Genomic DNA, 20286 nt, shown 5'->3' with positions numbered 1-20286 from the left:
AATCCTAACGAAGGGCACGACGCCCTAAGAACGCTTAAAGTCAAACCAGTTCCTTACGCACCAGCGCTTCGGTGCCGAGCGGAACAACTTCGCCATGATCCGGTGACACCTGTGCGCCTGCCGCATCTCGATCGATACCGCCCCGAATCACGAACTTCGGCCCGCCAGCCGCCCCTGCCTGATTGACGTATTCGCTCTCGCGCACAGTCACGCTGGCCAGCTTGCCGTCCTCCAGCGTCACCACCTGATCGGCGACGTCGAAGTAACGATCGTCGTGGCTGATCGCGACGATCGCCTTGTTGCGCCGCTTCAGCGCCGGCAGGATTTCGTAGTAGAACACCGCCTTGAAGGTCGGGTCCTGGTCGGCGGCCCATTCGTCGAACAGGTACAGGTCTTTGTCGTCGAGAATCGCCGCCAGCAGCGCCATGCGACGGCGTTGGCCGTCGGACAGCGACAGGGTGGAGAACTTGCCGTCGCGGTACTTCACCTTGTGGTCGAGTTGCAGCGCCTTGAGGTAATGCTCGACCAGTTCGGTCAACCGCTCGCGCTCCTCGGGGCCGAGTACGCGGTCGAACAAGTAGTAGTCGGAATAGATCGCGCCGATCGACTGGCGCAGCGAGCCGATGGTGGCGTCGCTGAGCGTCTGTTCGCCGAAGTGGATATTGCCGCCGGTGGGGCGGTAGTGCAGGGTGATCAGCTTGCTCAGCGTCGATTTGCCCGAGCCGTTGCCGCCGACGATGAAAGTGATCTGGCCTTTGCGGATCTGCAGATCCAGCGGCCCGACCTGGAAGCCCGCGCCCTCGGCGGCCTGATGGTGATAGCTGACCTGCTCGAAGCGCACGCAGTCCCATTGCGCCGCCGGCTCCTGCACGGTGTCGATCGACTCGGCGGGAATTTCCTCGAACAGCTTGGCTACCCGCTGCACCGACACGCGCGAGACCGTCAACTGCGGGATGTAGTTGAGGATCATCGCCACCGGGCCGGTGATGTAGAGCAGGGCCATGATCACGCCGATCAGCTCCGGCGTGCTGACCAGATGATAGTTGACGAAAATGAAGAGAATCGAGCCGATCACGAAGAAGCTCAGCAGATCCCCGTAATTGCTCGCCGCGCGCACCAGGGTGTGGCCGGCCTTCTCGCTGGAGCGCACCTGATGCTCGTGCGCCATCAGCACATCGTCGAAAAACGCCTGGCGCTTGCTGTCGTTGAGCTTGAGCTCCTTGATGCCGTGGATCAGTCCCTGGATGGACTCCTGCAATCCATCGAAGCCGTGACGCGCGCGTATGAAATGGCGGCGGCCGAACAGCATCGGAATCTGATAGCTCGCCACGCCGAAGGCGATGCAGCCCAGCACGAACACGAACACGTCCGCGTTGAGCACCAGCAGGAAGCCGAGCATGCCGATCAGGGTGACGATGTTGATCAACAGGTCCGGCATCATCCGCGCGCCCAGCACGATGCGCGGCACGTCGGTGGTCAGGGCGGCGATCATGCGCGCCGCGCCGATGCGCTCCAGCGCCGGCAAGGGCGCGTTGGCGATGCGCGCGTACATCCGCGTCCGCAGGTCCGAGGCCACGTCGATGGCGACCCGGGTCAGCATGATCTGCGAGAGCGTGCGCGCCACCAGGATGAACACGCACACCAGCGCGAACACCGCGGCGAACGGCGCGTTGGCGATCTCCAGCCCGAACAGGTGCGTCGGCGTCGCCGCGACCTCGTCGAAGCGGCGGTCGCCATCCTTGATCACGCTGAGCACCAGCGGGATCAGCAGCGAATAGCAGATGCCGGACAGGCCGCCGAGCAGGATCGAGACGAACACCCGGTTGGGCGCGCGTGCGGAGAACTGGCTGAACAATTTCATCGGCTGGCTCCTGCCGCCGCCATCGAAGCGGTGTTCGGCGCGGGGAGGGCACCGTCGGCGGCGGTGCGCAGACGGTAATAGCGAACGTCGCGGAACGGCTCGACCATGTCGTCGTAATGCGGGCTCATTGCGTTACCCGATTGTCCGGTCGAATTCATGTACCAATGCGTCACCTGCTTGGGACTGAGCGCGATCACCTGGCGAAAGCCCGCGCCGAAGTCCTGCAGGTAACCGTCGGCGTAGGCGAAGTTGGACGAGGCCACGTTGATGGAATTGCTGGACCCGCCGTTACCGATGCGGCGTTCGAACACCTTGTTCAGCGGCTTCATGGCGCTCATCGGGATATGCGTGTACACGGTCTTCTGCACCTGTCCCCACTGCCAGTCGCGCATGCTCCAATCGCCCCGGAGTTTGTGCAGTTCATCCAGAGCGCTGGCCTGGGAACTGGCCAGCGACTGCTCGCAGGTTTCGCGTCGCGGCGTGTCGCGGTTGTCGCACCAGCCGGTCGGGTCGTCCTGGATCAGGCGGCCGAGCCGCTCCAGGCGCACGCCGTCGCCGAGCCGCCGCAGCAGGCGCGTGCGTTGTGGATTGTTCCAGGTGCCCTGCAACTGATCGGCGAACAAGGTGCTGCGGAAATGCTGCATCCACACGTGGAAGATGCTCGCGGCCTGGCTGTCGGCGCGCATGTCGCCGTTCCAGCCGCGCAGATAGGCGGCGGCCTGCGCGCCGTGCTCGCCTTGCGGCAGGCGCTCGCGCAGGTGCGTCATCATCGCGGCGGCGTCCAGGTCGACGGTGTCGGCCTGGATGCGCTGCATATCCTCGGCGACAAGTTTTCGGCCCGAGCCGATGCGTTGCCGCAACAGTTGTTCGATGCGTTGCGCCCGCGCCGGCGAAGCCCAGTCGTGCGAGACGAAGTAGGGATAATCGTCGCCGACCACGCGGTTGTTCGCGCTGACCAAGTAACCCGACGGCGGGTTGTACGTTTGCGGCCACTGCGCCGGCGGCACTTCGCCGGACCAGCCGTAGCTGGAATCCCAGCCGGGCGAGGGGGTAGTGCCTTCGCCGCGGCTGCGCACCGGAATGCGACCGGCGCCGAGATAGCCGATGTTGCCGGCGCGATCGGCATAGAGCATGTTCATCGCCGGCGCGACGTGATGGCTCAAGGCCTGCTTGAACTCGCTCCAGTCGCGCGCGTAGTTCATGCGGAAGAAGGCTTCGTAACTGGTATCGGCCGCATCCAGGCTGGTCCAGCGCAGCGCCACCGGTTGATCGAACACCTTGAAGTGATCGCTGATGATCGGCCCGTGGCGGCTGCTGCGCACCTGCAGCGTCACCGGCGCGTACTGGCGGCGAAGCTTTTCCGGGAAGTCGGCGCGGACGTTGAAGACTTCGCTGCGCACCTGGAACGGTTGCCAGACGCCGTCGGCCTCGTAGTTCGCACCGCTGGCGTCGGCGCGTTCGAAGAACAGGTCCTGGGTGTCGGCCATCATGTTGGTGCCGCCCCAGGCGATCTGCGCGTTGCGGCCGAACACCACCACCGGCAGGCCGATCAGGCTCATGCCGGAGACTTTAAGTGTCGGCGTGTCCACGCTGACCGCATACCACAGCGAGGGAATCTGCAGCCCCAGGTGCGGATCGTTGGCGAGCAGGGCGCCGCCGTCGGCGGTATGCCGGCCCGCGACCGCCCAGGCGTTGCTGCCGGTGTTGGGCGCGGCCAGGCGCAACTTGCTTTGCAGCTCGTACTGCGAGTCGGCCATCGCCAACAGACCTTGCGCTTGTTCGATCGAAGCGACCGTGGTCGGCGCCTGCGCGGGATACTCCGGAAAGAAGATCGCGGCCTGCTCCGGCGTCAGCGCGCTCTGGGCGACATAGCGATCGATTTCGCGGCGATAGTTGCCGCCCAGATCCAGCGCGAACACCTTGATCCAGGCGAGCGAATCGATTTCGGTCCACGGCTCGGGCTTCACGCCGAGGATGCGGAATTCCGCCGGAAGTTGCGCGGTGTGCGCCAGCCTGGCGTTGATGCCCGCGGTGTAGGCGGTGAGCGAAGCCCGCGCCGGCGCGCTCAAGGCCGGCCAGGCCGATCGCGCCGATTCGTAAAGACCCAGCGTGCGGAACAATACGTCGGCATCGACGCTGTCCTTGCCGAGCACCTCGCTGAGCCGGCCGCGCGCCATGCGCCGCTGCAACTCCAGTTGCCACAAGCGGTCCTGCGCCTGCGCATAACCGACGGCGAAGAACGCGTCGCGGTCATTGCCGGCGCTGACGTGCACGACGCCGTGCTCATCGCGCGACAGCGCGACCGGCGCGCTGACGCCTTCGGTGATCTGGATCGCGCCCTCGGGCGGAAGGCTGTTCCTGACGTTGCTCCACATCCACGTCGCACACGCCAGCAGCGGCAACAGCACGAACACGATCAGTCGTGCGGTCAGTGGGTGGCTGCGCAAATACATCGGCAATCTCATGAGGTCGGACCGGTGTCGGGTAACGACAATTAATAAAGGTGGGCGAAGTTCGCGCGGGTTGCGTTCGGATCAGCGCCGAAGCGACGGCCATGCGTCGTCGCACGCGCGCGCGAGGCGACGACTTATGTCGAAGTGGAATGAACTCATGAGTTGCGATGCGCCTCCCCTGCGCAACCCGGTCGCGTGCCGGTGGTATCAGTAACTGCGACGGCGAGGAGATGTAGTAGCGGCATATCCCTGCCTGCGCTGCAAATTTGTGATGGCGTTGTGGCACGCATCAACGATGCATGGTTTCCGAAGCGCTATGCTCGTGATCGTAGCGTGATACAAATTTCGCCGAATGCAACATCTGCGCGGTTCATCAACAACTCGCTGCGATCCGATGCTCTATGTGTGTGTGATAACGCGTAACAATGAACGATGCGATGAATCACATTTCCGTATATGCGTGCTTTCTTTCTGTGCGACATATGGATAACTTACCCCGAAGCGGTTAGCAAGTTTTGCGCGTGATATTTCGAGCGCGCCGATCTGGGGGCTAAGCCTGAACGAGTAGCGACCTGCGTCGCATTTAGCGCGAGCTGAATACGGCGGGCGGGCTTGACAGGTGCGACCGCACAACCAAGGAAGGAGCGGGAAGACGGCATGTCGACTTTTCCCAATATCGTGCACGAGCGCGGGCTTTCGCAGCCCGATCGGATCGCATGTCGCTTCTTCAAGGGCGCTTCGCTGATCCCGGAAGACCTGAGCTTCGGCGAGTTATGGCGGCGTTCGTCCGCGTTGGCGCAGCGGCTGCAGGCGATGGGTCTGCACGGCGAGCGCGCGGTGCTGGTGTGCAAATCGCAAGCGACATTCGTCGAAGCGTTCTATGCCTGTTTGCTCGCCGGCGTGGTCGCGGTGCCGACCGCGCCGCCGCGCCGGCAGGTGTTGCAAAGCCGGTTGCAGTTGATCGTCGGCGACGCGCAGGCGCGCGCGCTACTGTTCGATGCGGACGAGTTGCTGCAGGCGGAATTGCACGAAAGCGGCGAGGCGCTGATCAAGATCGACTTGCGCGAACCCTCGGATGCGTTCGCAAGCCCGGCCGAGCCTTGGCGCCCGGTTTCGCCCGACGCCGATGCGCCGGCATTCCTTCAATATACCTCCGGATCGACCGGCGATCCGAAGGGCGTGATCGTCACCCACGGCAACCTGATCGACAACTGCGCCTCGATCCGGGAAGCGATGGAAATCAGCGCCGATTCGGTGCTTTTTACCGCGTTGCCGCTGTTTCACGACATGGGATTGGTCGGCGGCGTGCTGCAGCTGATGTACTCGGGTTGTTCGGCCGGATTCATGTCGCCGGCGGAATTCGTCCAGTACCCCGAGCGCTGGCTGCAGATCATTTCCAGGTACCGCGTGACCGTCAGCGGCGGTCCGAATTTCATGTACGAACTGGCTGCCACCTCGGTCGGCGATGAGCAACTGCAAGGCGTCGATCTGTCGTGTTGGCGGGTGGCGTTCTGCGGCGCTGAGCCGATCAAGGCCAGCACGATCGAGCGCTTCGGCGAGCGCTACGGCGCTTACGGTTTCGACGCGGGCGCGTTCTATCCGTGCTACGGCATGGCCGAGTCGACGCTGTTCATCACCGGTACGTCGGTCGGGCAGGCGCCGCGGCTCGCGCAACGCGAGGGCGCGCGAGTGGTCGGCTGCGGCCATGTGCGCGGGGACGTGCGGCTCGAAATCGTGGATCCGGACACGCAGCTGCGCGTGCGCGCTGGCGAGGTCGGCGAGATCTGGGTCAGCAGCGCCAGCGTGGCGCGAGGTTATTGGCGGCGGCCGGAACTCAGTGCGCGGATTTTCGGCGCCCGTATCGAGGGCGGCGACGAGGCTTATCTGCGCACCGGCGATCTGGGTTTCATCAGCGACGGTCAGCTGTACATCGCCGGACGGCTGAAGGATCTGATCATCGTCAGCGGGCGCAAGTACGCGCCGCAGGACATCGAGCACGAATGCGAGCGCAGTCACGGCGCGTTGCGCCAGGCGGGCGGCGCGGCGTTCTCGGTCGAGGACGGCGGACGCGAATCGGTGGTGGTCGTGTTCGAGCTCAAGCGCGAATGGTTGCGCCGTCGTTCCGAGTGGGATGAGGTCGCGCGCGCGATGCGCGCCGGCGTCAACGCGGCATACGGCTTGCCGTTGTCGGAAGTGGTGCTGATCGCGCCGGGCAGTCTGCCGCGCACCTCCAGCGGCAAGGTCCGGCGTGCGCAATGCCGGATGGATTACCTCGCGGGCGTATGGGAACCCGCGGTCGAAGTTTGAAGGTTCGCCCGCGCGTCGGCAGGCGTGTTGGAACAGTACGGGGGCAGGGATGAGTAATCGCGAGCAGTGGCTCAGGAATGCGATGGCGGACGTGATGCAGATCGAGTCTGCGCAGATATCGGTAGAACAATCGTTCGCCGAGCAGGGCGTGGATTCGCTGATGGGGCTGCGGTTGACCCGCGCCTTGCAGGACGACCTTGGAGTAGAGATCGAACTGGAGTGGTTGTTCGATTATCCGAATATCCGCGAGTTGGCCGGATATCTCGATAGCCAGTTCGGCGAGCGCGCCGAAGAATCCGCTGCGACGACGGCATAAATTGGCGAACTGAGGCGTTCAGGATGAACCTGGAAGCAAAAGCGGAGCTGTGGCTGCCGCTGTCGGCGGCGCAGCGCGGCCGCTGGCTGACGTACCGCATGGCGCCGGCGCGTCAAAGCGATCACAACAATGTGTTCTCGGCTCGGGTGCGCGGGCACTTTAGCAGCGACGCCCTGCAAAGGGCCTTACGCCATTTGGCGATTCGCCACGCGATGCTGCGCGTGCGCATCCGCGAGAGCGATGGAATCGCCGAGCAGCATTTTTGCGATACCGCCGAAGTGGAACTGCGCTGCGCCGACGCCAGCGGCTGGGACGAGGACGAACTGGCGCGGCAGGTGGAACGCGATGGCGCGCGGCCGTACCGGCTAGACAGCGAGCCGCCGTTTCGCGCTGGCTTGTACACGTGTGGTCCGGACGAGCAGGTGCTGATGCTTGCCTTCGATCACATCGCGGTGGACGGCTGGTCGTATTGGCTGCTGCTGGAAGAACTCGGCGCGCTGCTGGCCGATGCGGACGGTTTCGATCCGGCCGCGCCGGTTCACGATTACGGGCACTACGTGCGCTGGCAGGAGCAGTGGCTGCGCGGCGATGAGGCAGCCACGCAGAGGGATTACTGGCGCCAGGCGATCGCCGATGAAGGAACGTTGCTGCAGCTTCCGACCGATCGCGCGTGCGCCGATTCGGGCCAGGGAACCCAGGTGGTGTCTGTGTCGGTGCCCGCCGGCTTGAGCGACGCTGTCAGCGGCTTAGCGCGGCGTCACGCCTCGACCTTGTACACCTGCCTGTTGGCGGCGTATCAGATGTTCCTGCATCGCATCACCGGCCAGGACGAGATCGCCGTGGGTTCGCCGATGCCGGGCCGCAGCCTGGCGCAGTGGGATCGGGTGGTCGGCGACTTCGTCAATCCGGTGGTGATCAAGACCATTTTTTCCGCGGAAAAACGCGTGGCGCAAGTGTTGCGCGAAACCCGAAATTCAGCGCTGAAAGCGGTGCGTTATCAGGACTACCCGTATCAGTGCGTGGTCGAAGATCTGCGCGCCAGCCGCGGCGGCGCGGAGATTTCCCTGTTCCAGACCATGTTCGTGTTCCAGCACGCGCGCCACGGCGCCGGTCTGCGCGGCTTGTGGAGTGAACAGGGCGCGGGCGAAGGCATCGCATGGGGCGGCGCGGCGCTAAGCGCGTATCCGGCGGGCCGCAGCGGCGGCGAGTCGCTGCCGCTGGTGCTGGAAGCGATCGAGCTGGAACAAGGGCTGCGATGCGATTTCAGGTTCGACCCGGCGCTGTTCGATCGCGCCACGGTCGAACGTCTGGCGGGTTGCTGGCTGCGCCTGCTGGAGAGCCTGGCCGCCGATGACGGCCAACGGGTCGCCGAGCTCGACTTGCTCGACCAGGCGCAGCGCCACCAGCTGCTGCACGATTTCAACGCGACCCAGGCGCCGTTGCCGGCCGAGCCGCTGGCGCATCGGGCCTTCGAGGCGCAGGCCGCCGCACTTGCGCAGCAACCCGCGTTGGTGTGCGGCGATCGAACGATTTCCTACGCGGACTTGAATCGGGACGCCAACCGCATCGCGCATCGGCTGATCGCCGCGGGCGTGGGCGTCGGCGATCGGGTGGGGATTTTCCTGGAGCGCGGGCCGTCGTTGATCGCCGCGCTGCTGGGAACTCTGAAGGCCGGTGCGGCTTACGTGCCCATGGACCCGGCTTATCCGCCCGAACGCCTGAGCCACATGCTTCAGGACAGCGCGCCGCAGCGAGTGCTGAGCACGTTGTCGTTGCGCGATCGTCTGCCCGATCCGGATGCGACGAATGTTTTGTGGCTGGACGACGCGGGCATCGCAGCGGACGGCGACGATCACAATCCGCGCCCGGCCGGACTGAGCGGGAACGACGCGGCTTACCTTATCTACACCTCCGGTTCGACCGGCCGGCCGAAAGGCGTGGTGGTCGAGCACCTCAGTCTGACCGCGCAGATGGCGACGCATGTGCGCAACTGCGGCCTCGGGCCAGGCGAACGCATGCTGCAGTTCGCTTCGTACTCGTTCGACAGTTCCGTGGTCGAGATATTTCCCGCGCTGTCGGCCGGTGCGACTGTAGTGTTGCGCCCGGACGATCTGATCGCGCCGGATGCGGACTTCGTCGGCTTCCTGCGCAGGCACGATGTCGGAATCGTCGATGTGCCGACCGCGTTCTGGCATCGCTGGGCGATGCAATTGCGCGACGGTGCCGTGGAGCAGGCGCCATCGTTGCGTCTGGTCGTGGTCGGCGGCGAGAAGGTGGAGCGACGCTTCCTCGATGCGTGGCTGACGGCGACGCCATGCCCCGTGCTCAACACTTACGGACCGACCGAGACCACGGTCTATGCCACTGCCGTACGGCTCGACAGGACGACGGCGCGTTTGGATCGCGAGGTTCCGATCGGCGGCCCGGTGGCGAATACCCGCATATATGTGCTGGATGCGCGCGGCGAGCCGGTGCCCGTTGGCGTCGCCGGTGAGTTGTTCATTGCCGGCGTGCAGGTTACGCGCGGGTACTGGAATCGTCCGGAACTGACAGCGGAGCGGTTCGTGCGCGATCCGTTCAGCGCCGATCCGCTGGCGCGGATGTACAAGACCGGCGACCTGGGGCGGTGGTTGGCCGACGGGACGATCGAGTACCTGGGGCGTAACGATTTCCAGGTGAAGATCCGTGGCTTCCGCGTCGAGTTGGGCGAAATCGAAGCCCGGCTGGCTGCCTGCGACGGTGTGCGCGAAGCGGCGGTGATCGCGCGCGAAGACGCCGAGGGCGATAAGCGTCTGGTGGCCTATGCGGTGATGGAAGCCGGCGCCGAGTGGTCGGTGGCGTCGCTGCGCGAATCGCTGTCGAAGGACTTGGCCGAGTACATGATTCCGAGCGCCTTCGTGGCGCTGGAATCGCTGCCGTTGACGCCGAACGGAAAGCTGGATCGCAAGGCGTTGCCCGCGCCGGATCGAGCAGCGGTGCTGAGCCGCGAATACGAAGCGCCGCAAGGCGAAATCGAAAGCGCCATCGCCGCGGTCTGGCAAGATCTGCTGGGCCTTGAGCGGGTCGGCCGCCACGATCACTTCTTCGAACTCGGCGGACATTCTTTGCTGGCGGCGCAGGTCGCCTCGCGCCTGCGGCAGTCGCTGCGACTGGACATTCCGCTGCGGGATCTGTTCTCGCGTCCGACGCCGGCAATGCTTGCGGCGAGCCTGCGGGGCGCGCAAAGCGCATCGCTACCGCCCATCGCGCTGGCTGACCGGCATGCCGCGCTGCCGCTGTCGTGGGCGCAGCAACGCTTGTGGTTTCTGGATCAGCTCGACCACTCGGCCGGCGCGGCGTATCACATGCCGGTGGCCTTGCGACTGAGCGGTGAGTTGGATCGCCCGGCGCTGCAGAAGAGCCTGGATCGCATCATCGCGCGCCACGAAAATCTGCGAACCCGCTTTGTCAGTCAGTCCGGCGCCCCGGTCCAAGTCATCGATTCGGCCGATACCGGCTTCGTTCTGGTCGATCAAGATTTGACCGGTCTCGCCGTCGATGCGAAAGCCGCCGCTGTAGCCACGCAAAGCCGAGAAGAGGCCCGCGCCCAGTTCGATCTGGCCGAGGGCCCGTTGATCCGAGGCCGCCTGCTGCGTCTTAGCGAGCACGAACATGTGTTGTTGGTGACCCAGCATCACATCGTCTCCGACGGCTGGTCGATCGGCGTATTAGTAAAGGAAGTCAGCGCGTTGTACGACGCGTTCCGTCAGGGTCAGCCCGACCCGCTGCCGCCGCTGCCGGTCCAGTACGCCGACTACGCTGCATGGCAACGCGGTTGGTTGCAGAGCGACACGCTGCAGCAACAAACGACGTACTGGCGCGAGCAACTTCGCGGCGCGCCGGCGGTGCTGGAACTGCCGACCGACCGGCCGCGGCCGGCGGTGCAAAGCTATGCGGGCGACCGCGTGCCGGTCCGTCTGTCGAGCGAGTTGAGCGCGCAACTGCGCAGCTTGTCGCAACGTCACGGCACGACCGTCTTCATGACCTTGTTGGCCGGCTGGTCGGTACTGCTGTCGCGCTTGAGCGGTCAATCCGATGTCGTGGTCGGCAGCCCGGTCGCGAACCGCCAGCGCAGCGAACTCGAACCGCTGATCGGCTTCTTCGTCAATACCTTGGCGCTGCGAGTGGATTTGCAAGGCGCGCCGAGCGTGGCGGATCTGTTGTCGCGGGTGAAGGCGACGACGCTGGCCGCTTATGAGCATCAGGACCTTCCGTTCGAACAGGTAGTCGAAGCCGCGCAGCCCGTGCGCAGCATGAGTCACAGCCCGTTGTTCCAGGCGCTGCTGAGCTTGAACAACACTCCCGACGGCGGCGGCCTGCAACTGCATGGCCTGAGTCTGTCGCAGCTCGACAGCGGCCAGCAGACCACGCACTTCGACCTGGAACTGTCGCTCGAAGACAACGGCGATGAAATCTTCGGTGAGCTGTCCTATACGACCGATTTGTTCGATCGCTCGACGATCGAGCGCTATGTCGCAAGCCTGAGCGTGCTTCTGCAGCATTTGGCCGAGGAATCGTCCACGGTCGATGCGCTGCCGTGGCTGCCGGCCGGGGAGCGCGAGCGGGTGGTGGAGGCGTTCAATGCGACCGCCGCGCCGCGTCGTATCGAACTGATCCATCGCGCGTTCGAGGCTCAGGCTCGCGCCACGCCGGAAGCGGTCGCGCTGGAGTTCGAAGGTGAGCGTCTGAGTTATAGCGAACTCAATCGGCGCGCCAATCGTCTGGCGCACCGGCTGATCGGACTCGGTGTGAAGCCCGATGAACGAGTCGCCATCTGCGTCGAGCGCAGCCTTGAGATGGTGATCGGCCTGCTCGGCACGCTGAAGGCCGGCGGCGCTTACGTGCCGTTGGACCCCAGCTACCCGCGCGATCGTCTGGCCTACATGCTGGAAGACTGCGCGCCGACGGCGGTGTTAATGCATGCGGCTACTCGCGCATTGTTGCCGGAAGATGCTGTGCTGCCGCGTATCGCGTTGGACGCTGATGCGTCGTTGGTTGAGCAGAACGAACACGATCCCGAGCCTGAGTCGCTCGGGCTGACGCCGCTGCATCTGGCCTACGTGATCTACACCTCGGGTTCGACCGGTCAGCCCAAGGGCGTGATGAATGAGCATCACGCGGTAATGAATCGTCTGGACTGGGGGCTTCGGCAGTTCCCGTGGAACGCTTCGGACCGGGTATTGCAGAAGACGCCGTTCGGCTTCGACGTGTCGGTGTGGGAGTTCTTCCAACCGCTGCTGTCGGGCGCGACCTTGGTGTTGGCCAAGCCGTTGGGCCATCAGGACCCGGATTATCTGGTCGATCTGATTGAAAGCGCCGGCATCACGGTGGCGCATTTCGTGCCGTCGATGCTGCAGGTGTTTGTCGATCGAGCCGATGCTGATCGCTGCAAAGGCCTGAAACAGCTGTTCTGCAGCGGCGAAGCGTTGCCTTACAGCCTGCAGCAACAAGTATTTACCGCGTTGCCCGGGGTAGAACTGCACAACCTGTATGGCCCGACCGAGGCCGCGATCGAGGTGACGTATTGGAACTGCGCCGAGCCGTCACAGCGACGCGCAGTGCCGATCGGGCGTCCGGTAGCGAATACGCAGATGTATGTGCTGGATGCGCGCGGTGAGCCGGTGCCGGTGGGTGTCGCGGGTGAACTGTTTATTGCCGGCGTGCAGGTGGCGCGCGGCTATTGGAATCGTCCGGAACTGACGGCAGAGCGGTTTGTCCGCGACCCGTTCAGCGCCGACCCGCAAGCGCGGATGTACAAGACCGGCGACCTGGGTCGCTGGCTGGCCGACGGCACGATCGAGTACCTGGGCCGCAACGACTTCCAGGTAAAGATCCGTGGGTTCCGAATCGAACTGGGCGAGATCGAAGCCCGATTGGTCGCCTGCGCCGGCGTGCGCGAAGCGGTGGTGATCGCACGCGAAGACGTCGAGGGCGACAAGCGCCTGGTGGCCTACGCGGTCATGGAGCCCGGCGTCGAACTGTCGGTCGCCGCGCTGCGCGAATCGCTGTCGAAGGACTTGGCCGAGTACATGATCCCGAGCGCCTTCGTTGCGCTGGAGTCGCTACCGCTGACCCCGAACGGCAAGCTGGACCGCAAGGCCCTTCCGGCACCGGATCAAGGCGCAGTGCTAAGCCGCGCGTACGAAGCCCCGCAAGGCGAGATCGAAGCCGCCATTGCCGAGATCTGGCAAGACCTGCTGAGTATCGAACGAGTCGGCCGAAACGATCACTTCTTCGAACTCGGCGGACATTCGCTGTTAGCCGTGCAAGTCGCCTCGCGCCTGCGCCAACGACTAGACGTGGATATCCCGCTGTCCGATCTGTTCAAGTCGCCGCAGCTCACCGCGTTGGCACGAACCGTGCTGGTCGCTTCTGTCGAGCGTTACTCGCAGGAAGACGTGGCGCTGCATTCCGACGAGTTCGATGGCCTGTCGGAAGAAGAATTGCGCGCCCTGCTAGAGGAAGAAGACGGCTGAGCAGCGATCGAGTCTGTTAACACCCCTCCGTTTTTACGAATCACCTGATAGGGATGTCATGTCTCAAGAAACATCGTCCGATATCGAACTGATGAAACTGGAGCTGCTGCGCCGCAGGCTGGCCAAGTCGGCCAAGCCCAGTGCGCAGCTCGGCGGCGCTTCGATTCCCAAAGTCGACCGCAACGGAGAGCTTCCGCTGTCGTGGTCGCAGCAGCGCCTGTGGTTCCTCAATCAGTTCGATCAGGCCGCGGGCTCGGCGTATCACATGCCGGTGGCGCTTCGGTTGAGCGGCGCAATTGATGTCGCCGCGCTTCAGGCCGCGATGGATCGTATCGTCGCGCGGCACGAGAACCTGCGCACGGTGTTCGTCAAGTCGGGCGAGTCGGCCAGGCTGGAGATTCGCGGGGAAGGCGTCGGCTTGCCGCTGACCCATCACGATCTGAGTTCGATCGAAGCAGATCAGCACCAGGCGCAGGTCGAAGCGATCGGCGCCGAGGAAGCGAGTAAGCCGTTCGACCTCGCCAACGGCCCATTGATTCGCGGCCGATTGTTGAAGCTCGCCGAGCGCGAGCATGTGCTGCTGGTGACCCAGCATCACATCGTCTCCGACGGTTGGTCGATCGGCGTGCTGATCGGCGAGTTCAGCGAGCTCTATAGCGCGTTTCATCAAGGCCGCCCCGATCCGCTACCGCCGTTGCCGATCCAATACGCCGACTATGCGGCGTGGCAGCGTCAATGGCTGCACGGCGATGAGCTGAGCAAGCGCATCGAGTTCTGGCGCAATCACTTGCAGGGCGCGCCGGCGCTGCTGGAGCTGCCCAGCGATCGCCCCCGGCCGCCTTCGCAGAGCTATCTCGGCGACCGCGTGCCGGTGCGTCTGCCCGACGCGCTGACCGAGGCGTTGCGATCCTTCTCCCAGCGCCATAGCGCGACGATGTATATGACCTTGCTGACCGGCTGGTCGGCATTGCTGTCGCGACTGAGCGGGCAAGCCGATCTGGTGGTGGGCAGTCCGGTGGCGAATCGACAGCCGTCGCAGGTCGAGGCGTTGGTCGGTTGCTTCGTCAACACGCTGGCGTTGCGGATCAGGCTAGAAGACGATCCGAGCGCGGCGCAGTTGGTCGAACAGATCAAGCGCACGGCGCTGTCGGCGTACGCGCATCAGGAACTGCCTTTCGATCAAGTAGTCGAAGCCTTGCAGCCGGAACGCAGCATGAGCTACAGCCCGTTGTTCCAGGTCATGCTGACCTTGGACAACACTCCGCGGGGCGCCAGTCTGTCGCTGCCCGGGCTGGAGTTGAGTCAGATCGACCCCGACCATCGCACCGCGCACTTCGACCTGCGACTGTTGCTCAGCGACGCCGGTGAGGAGCTTGCGGGTGAGTTGGAATACGCCAGCGATCTGTTCGACCGCGATACCGTCGAGCGCATGGTGGGGCAGTGGTTCAATCTGCTGGGCGCGATGTGCAAGGACGAGGGGCAGGCGCTCAGCGGGTTGCCGTTGATATCGGCGGAAGAGCGTCGGCGTGTGCTGGTCGATTTCAATGCTGTTCGTTCGGACGCGCATGATCAGACGCTGGTGGAACTGTTCGCCGCGCAGGTTGCGCGGACTCCGGATGCGCCGGCGGTATCGTACGAAGGTGTGACGCTGAGTTATGCCGAGCTGGACCGGCGCGCTAATCAGGTCGCACATCGTCTGATCGGTTTGGGCGTGAAGCCCGATGATCGGGTGGCGATCTGCGTTGAGCGAAGCGTGGAGATGGTGGTTGGGCTGGTCGGTATCCTGAAATCAGGGGCTGGTTACGTACCGCTGGACCCGAGCTATCCGCTGGATCGCTTGAGTTACATGCTGACCGATAGCGAGCCGATGGCCTTGGTGACGCAGGCGTCGATGCGGCCGTTGTTGGGTTCGCTGTCGGTTCCGGTGGTCGAGCTGGAAGACGCGACGTTGGCGCAGGAACCGGAGCAAGCGCCTTCGGTTGCTCTGAACTCGGCCCACCTGGCCTACATGATCTACACGTCCGGTTCGACCGGCCTGCCCAAGGGCGTGATGATCGAGCACCGTTCGCCGGTGAACTTCTGGCGGGCGATGCAGGCGACCACGCATCGCGAAGTGGCCCCGGGTTCGCGGATCGGCCTGAATGCGGCTTACGCGTTCGATATGTCGCTGAAAGGATTGCTGCAGCTGCTGTCGGGCCATTGCGTGCTGCCGATCCCGCAGGCGATCCGCGCAAGCGGCCCGGCGATGTTGGACTTCATCGAAGCGCAGAAGATCGACGCGCTGGACAGCACGCCGTCGCAATTGGATGGTTTGTTGGCCGCGGGCCTGTTGGAAGGCGAGGGCTATCGTCCCGTCAGCGTGTTGCTGGGCGGCGAGCCCATTGGCCCGAAGCTGTGGGCGCAGCTGCGAGATTCCAAGCGAATCCACTTCCACAACATGTATGGTCCGACCGAGTGCACGGTGGATGCGACCATCGGCAGCATCCGCGAAGCGACGGGCGGGCCGGTCATCGGCCGGCCGATCGCGAACACGCCGGTGTATGTGCTGGATGCGCGCGGCGAACCAGTGCCTGTCGGCGTCGTGGGCGAGTTGCATCTGGGCGGCGTGCAGGTGGCGCGGGGTTATTGGAATCGCCCTGAGCTGACGGCCGAGCGGTTCGTGCGCGATCCGTTCAGTGCCGACCCGCAAGCGCGGATGTACAAGACCGGCGACCTCGGCCGCTGGCTGTCGGACGGCACGATCGAGTACCTGGGCCGCAACGACTTCCAGGTGAAGATTCGCGGGTTCCGAATCGAACTGGGCGAGATCGAAGCCCGATTGGTCGCCTGCGCCGGCGTGCGCGAAGCGGTGGTGATCGCACGCGAAGACGTCGAGGGCGACAAGCGCCTGGTCGCCTACGCGGTCATGGAGCCCGGCGTCGAGTTGTCGGTAGCTTCCTTGCGCGACGCGCTGTCGAAGGACTTGGCCGAGTACATGGTCCCAAGCGCCTTCGTCGCGCTGGACTCACTGCCGCAGACCCCGAACGGCAAGCTGGACCGCAAAGCTTTGCCTGCACCGGATCATGGCGCTGTCCTGAGCCGGGCCTTTGAAGCCCCGCAAGGCGACATCGAAATCGCCATCGCTGAAGTCTGGCAAGACCTGCTGGGGCTGGACCGGGTCGGCCGCAACGACCACTTCTTCGAGCTGGGCGGTCACTCCTTGTTGGTGATCGGCTTGATCGAACGCCTGCGTCAGCGCGGCTACGCGACTGACGTGCGGGCCGTGTTCACCACCCCAATGCTGCGAGCGCTGGCCGAACAACTGGCCGGCGAACCGATTGCGGCCGCGGCCGAAGCGGCGGCGAACCCGATCACTGCGCAGACGACGCACCTCACCCCAGACCTGCTGCCGCTGGTCACGCTGAACCAGAACGAGATCGACGGCATCGTCGAATCGGTGCCCGGCGGTGTGGCCAACATCCAGGACATCTACCCACTGGCGCCGTTGCAGGAAGGCATCCTGTTCCATCACCTGTTGGAACAGGACCGCGAAGGCGACGCTTATCTGATGCGCTCGGTGGTCGCGTTCGACAGCTACGATCGTCTCGACCTGTTCCTGACCGCGTTGCAACAAGTCATCGCGCGTCACGACATCCTGCGCAGCTCGGTGCGCTGGCAGGGCCTGCCGCGGCCGGTGCAAGTGGTGCACCGCGAAGCACCGCTGCCCATCGAATCGATCGCGGTCGATCCGCGGAAAGAAGCATTGCCGCAGTTGCTGGAGCGAACCGATCCGCGTCGCATGCGTCTGGACTTGAGCCAGGCGCCGGTCCTGCGCGGGTACATCGCGCAAGACGTCACCAGCGGCGAATGGCTGCTGGCCTTGCTGCGCCACCACTTGGTCTGCGACCACGTGGCGATGGACCTGATTCTGTCGGAGATCCAGACCCTGCTCAGCGGCGGAACCCTGCCGCCGGCACGTGCCTACCGTCATTTCATCGCCCAGATGCAGACGGTGGCCGACGACGAGCACGAGGCTTTTTTCCGTGCCCAGCTGGCGACGGTGGAAGAGCCGACCGCACCGTTCGGCATATTGAACGTTCAGAACGACGGCGAGCAGGTCGAAGAAGCGCGCCTGCCGCTGTCGATGGCGATGGCGCGCGCGATCCGCGACGCATCGCGCCGTCGCGGCGTAACCCCGGCGGTGCTGTTCCACGTCGCCTGGGCGCGGGTGCTGGGTCAGTGCAGCGGCCGCGAGGACGACGTCGTATTCGGCACGGTGCTGTCGGGCCGTCTGCAAGGATCGGAAGGCGCCGATCAGGTTGTCGGTATGTTCCTGAACACCTTGCCGATCCGGATCGGGCTGGGGCAGGACGCATCTGCATCGATTGCGCAGGTCTATGCGCAGCTGAGCGAGTTGCTGGAGCACGAACAGGCATCGCTGGCGCTGGCGCAGCGTTGCAGTGGCGTGCAGGCGCCGCTGCCGCTGTTCACGTCGCTGCTGAATTACCGTCACGGCCATGCGGCGACGCCGGAAGACAGTGCGCAGGCGATGCAGGCCTGGAGCGGCATGCGTCTGATCGGCGGCGATACGCGCAACAACTATCCGCTGACGATGTCGGTGGAAGATCTGGGCGAGGCGTTCGGCCTGACCGCGCTGGCGGTGGCGGGGATCGATCCGCAGCGACTGGTTCGGTATATGGAGCAGGCGTTGGCGTCGTTGTTGTCGGCGCTGGAGGACGGAAGTTCACACGCGCTGCAGTCGCTGCCGATTCTGCCTGCAGCCGAGCGCGAGACGGTCCTGCGCGAGTTCAATTCGGTCGATGCGCAGCCGCACGATCAGACGCTGGTGGAACTGTTCGAAGCCCAGGCCGCGCGGACGCCGGATGCACCAGCGGTGTCGTACGAAGATGTGACGCTGAGTTATGCCGAGCTGGACCGCCGGGCGAATCAGGTCGCGCATCGTCTGATCGGTTTTGGTGTGAAACCCGATGATCGAGTGGCGATCTGCGTCGAGCGCAGCGTGGAGATGGTGGTCGGGCTGGTCGGCATCCTGAAATCGGGGGCTGGTTACGTTCCGTTGGACCCGAGCTATCCGCTGGATCGCTTGAGCTACATGCTGGCCGACAGCGAGCCGATGGCATTGGTGACGCAGGCTCAGGTGCGATCGTTGCTGGGTTCGCTGTCGCTGTCGGTGCCGGTGGTCGAGCTGGAAGATGCGGCGCTGGCGCAGGAGTCGGAGCAGGCGCCTTCGGTGGCGCTGAACTCGAGCCACCTGGCCTACATGATCTATACGTCGGGTTCGACCGGTCAGCCCAAGGGCGTGATGATCGAGCATCGTTCGCCGGTGAACTTCTGGCGGGCGATGCAGGCGACCACGCATCGCGAAGTGGCCCCGGGTTCGCGGATCGGCTTGAACGCGGCTTACGCGTTCGACATGTCGCTGAAGGGCTTGTTGCAACTGCTGTCGGGCCACTGCGTGCTACCGATTCCGCAGTCGATCCGCGCGATCGGCCCGGCGATGTTGGACTTCATCGAAGCGCAGAAGATCGACGCGCTGGACAGCACGCCTTCGCAATTGGAAGGCTTGTTGGCCGCAGGGCTGTTGGAAGGGGAGGGGCATCGCCCGGTCAGCGTGTTGCTGGGCGGCGAGCCCATCGGCCCGAAGCTGTGGGATCAACTGCGGAATTCGAAGCGCATCCACTTCCACAACATGTACGGCCCGACCGAGTGCACGGTGGATGCGACGATCGGCAGTATCCGCGAAGCGACGGGTGGTCCGGTCATCGGCCGGCCAATCGCGAACACGCCGGTGTATGTGCTGGATGCGCGCGGTGAACCAGTGCCTGTCGGCGTCGTGGGTGAGTTGCATCTGGGCGGCGTGCAGGTGGCGCGTGGCTATTGGAATCGCCCTGAGCTGACAGCGGAGCGGTTCGTGCGCGATCCGTTCAGTGCCGATCCGCAGGCGCGGATGTACAAAACCGGCGACCTGGGTCGTTGGCTGTCGGACGGCACGATCGAGTACCTGGGGCGAAACGACTTCCAGGTGAAGATTCGCGGGTTCCGAATCGAACTGGGTGAGATCGAAGCGCGTCTTGTGGCCTGCGAAGGCGTGCGCGAAGCGGTGGTGATCGCACGCGAAGACGTCGAAGGCGATAAGCGCCTGGTGACCTACGCGGTGATGGAACCGGGTATTGAACTGTCGGTAGCCGCGCTGCGCGAGGCGCTGTCTAAAGACCTGGCCGAGTACATGGTCCCAAGCGCCTTCGTCGCGCTGGACGCATTGCCGCTGACCCCGAACGGAAAGCTGGACCGCAAGGCCCTTCCGGCGCCGGATCAAGCCGCGGTGCTGAGCCGCGAATACGAAGCCCCGCAAGGCGAAATCGAAACCGCCATCGCCGACATCTGGCAGGACCTGCTAAGCATCGAACGAGTCGGCCGAAACGACCATTTCTTCGAACTCGGCGGGCATTCCTTGTTGGCCGTGCAGGTGGCTTCGCGCCTGCGCCAATCGCTGGGTCTGGAGATTCCGCTGCGCGACTTATTCTCGCGTCCCACCCCGGCCGCGTTGGCCGCGAGCGTGCAGGGTGCGCAGAGTGCATCCCTGCCGCCGATCACGATCGCAGACCGCAATACCGATTTGCCGTTGTCGTGGGCGCAGCAACGCCTGTGGTTCCTGGATCAGCTGGATCACTCGGCCGGTGCGGCCTATCACATGCCGGTGGCCTTGCAACTGAGCGGCGAACTCGACCGGGCGGCGCTGCAGAACAGCCTGAACAGAATCGTCGCCCGCCACGAAAACCTGCGTACCCGCTTCGTCAGCCAGTCCGGCGCTCCGGTGCAAGTGATCGATCCGGC

Annotated in this window: 6 protein-coding genes; 4 read left to right on the top strand and 2 right to left on the bottom strand. The window is 64.6% G+C overall.

Translation table 11 applies throughout. From position 1 onward, the window contains the following. Positions 1 to 40: 40 nt before the first annotated feature. Positions 41 to 1861 carry a cyclic peptide export ABC transporter gene (locus AB4Y92_RS24630; protein ID WP_441822019.1) on the bottom strand — a complete coding sequence of 607 codons (1821 nt, stop codon included), beginning with the start codon at positions 1859 to 1861 and terminating at the stop codon, positions 41 to 43. Continuing rightward, positions 1858 to 4314 carry a penicillin acylase family protein gene (locus AB4Y92_RS24625; RefSeq protein ID WP_441822018.1) on the bottom strand — a complete coding sequence of 819 codons (2457 nt, stop codon included), beginning with the start codon at positions 4312 to 4314 and terminating at the stop codon, positions 1858 to 1860. Before AB4Y92_RS24625 ends, AB4Y92_RS24630 begins: the two co-directional genes overlap by 4 nt. A 657-nt stretch (positions 4315 to 4971) precedes the next feature. Between AB4Y92_RS24625 and AB4Y92_RS24620 the strand changes: the two genes are divergently transcribed. From AB4Y92_RS24620 to AB4Y92_RS24605, 4 genes are all read left to right on the top strand, one after another. Next, positions 4972 to 6621: a fatty acyl-AMP ligase gene (locus AB4Y92_RS24620; protein ID WP_441822017.1), complete on the top strand. Its 1650-nt coding sequence runs from the start codon at positions 4972 to 4974 to the stop codon at positions 6619 to 6621. 49 nt (positions 6622 to 6670) lie between these two features. Further along, positions 6671 to 6937, top strand: a complete 267-nt coding sequence (locus AB4Y92_RS24615) for an acyl carrier protein (RefSeq protein WP_441822016.1) — start codon at positions 6671 to 6673, stop codon at positions 6935 to 6937. A gap of 23 nt (positions 6938 to 6960) precedes the next feature. Then, entirely contained in the window at positions 6961 to 13452 is a 6492-nt protein-coding gene (locus AB4Y92_RS24610; RefSeq protein ID WP_441822015.1) for an amino acid adenylation domain-containing protein, read from the top strand. A 58-nt stretch (positions 13453 to 13510) separates the two neighbouring features. Next, positions 13511 to 20286, top strand: a 6776-nt coding sequence (locus tag AB4Y92_RS24605) for an amino acid adenylation domain-containing protein (RefSeq protein WP_441822014.1), incomplete at its 3' end; no start/stop codon positions are given.

This window comes from Lysobacter sp. TAB13 (assembly GCF_052113885.1).
Classification (GTDB): Bacteria; Pseudomonadota; Gammaproteobacteria; order Xanthomonadales; family Xanthomonadaceae; genus Lysobacter; species Lysobacter gummosus.
The sequence above is the reverse complement of the archived record's forward strand: the minus strand, read 5'-3'. Positions and strand labels throughout refer to the sequence as shown.

Coding starts and splice junctions, on each gene's coding strand:
- AB4Y92_RS24630 (WP_441822019.1), bottom strand. CDS start 1,861: ATGAAATTGTTCAGCCAGTTCTCCGCACGCGCGCCCAACCGGGTGTTC.
- AB4Y92_RS24620 (WP_441822017.1), top strand. CDS start 4,972: ATGTCGACTTTTCCCAATATCGTGCACGAGCGCGGGCTTTCGCAGCCC.
- AB4Y92_RS24610 (WP_441822015.1), top strand. CDS start 6,961: ATGAACCTGGAAGCAAAAGCGGAGCTGTGGCTGCCGCTGTCGGCGGCG.
- AB4Y92_RS24625 (WP_441822018.1), bottom strand. CDS start 4,314: ATGTATTTGCGCAGCCACCCACTGACCGCACGACTGATCGTGTTCGTG.
- AB4Y92_RS24615 (WP_441822016.1), top strand. CDS start 6,671: ATGAGTAATCGCGAGCAGTGGCTCAGGAATGCGATGGCGGACGTGATG.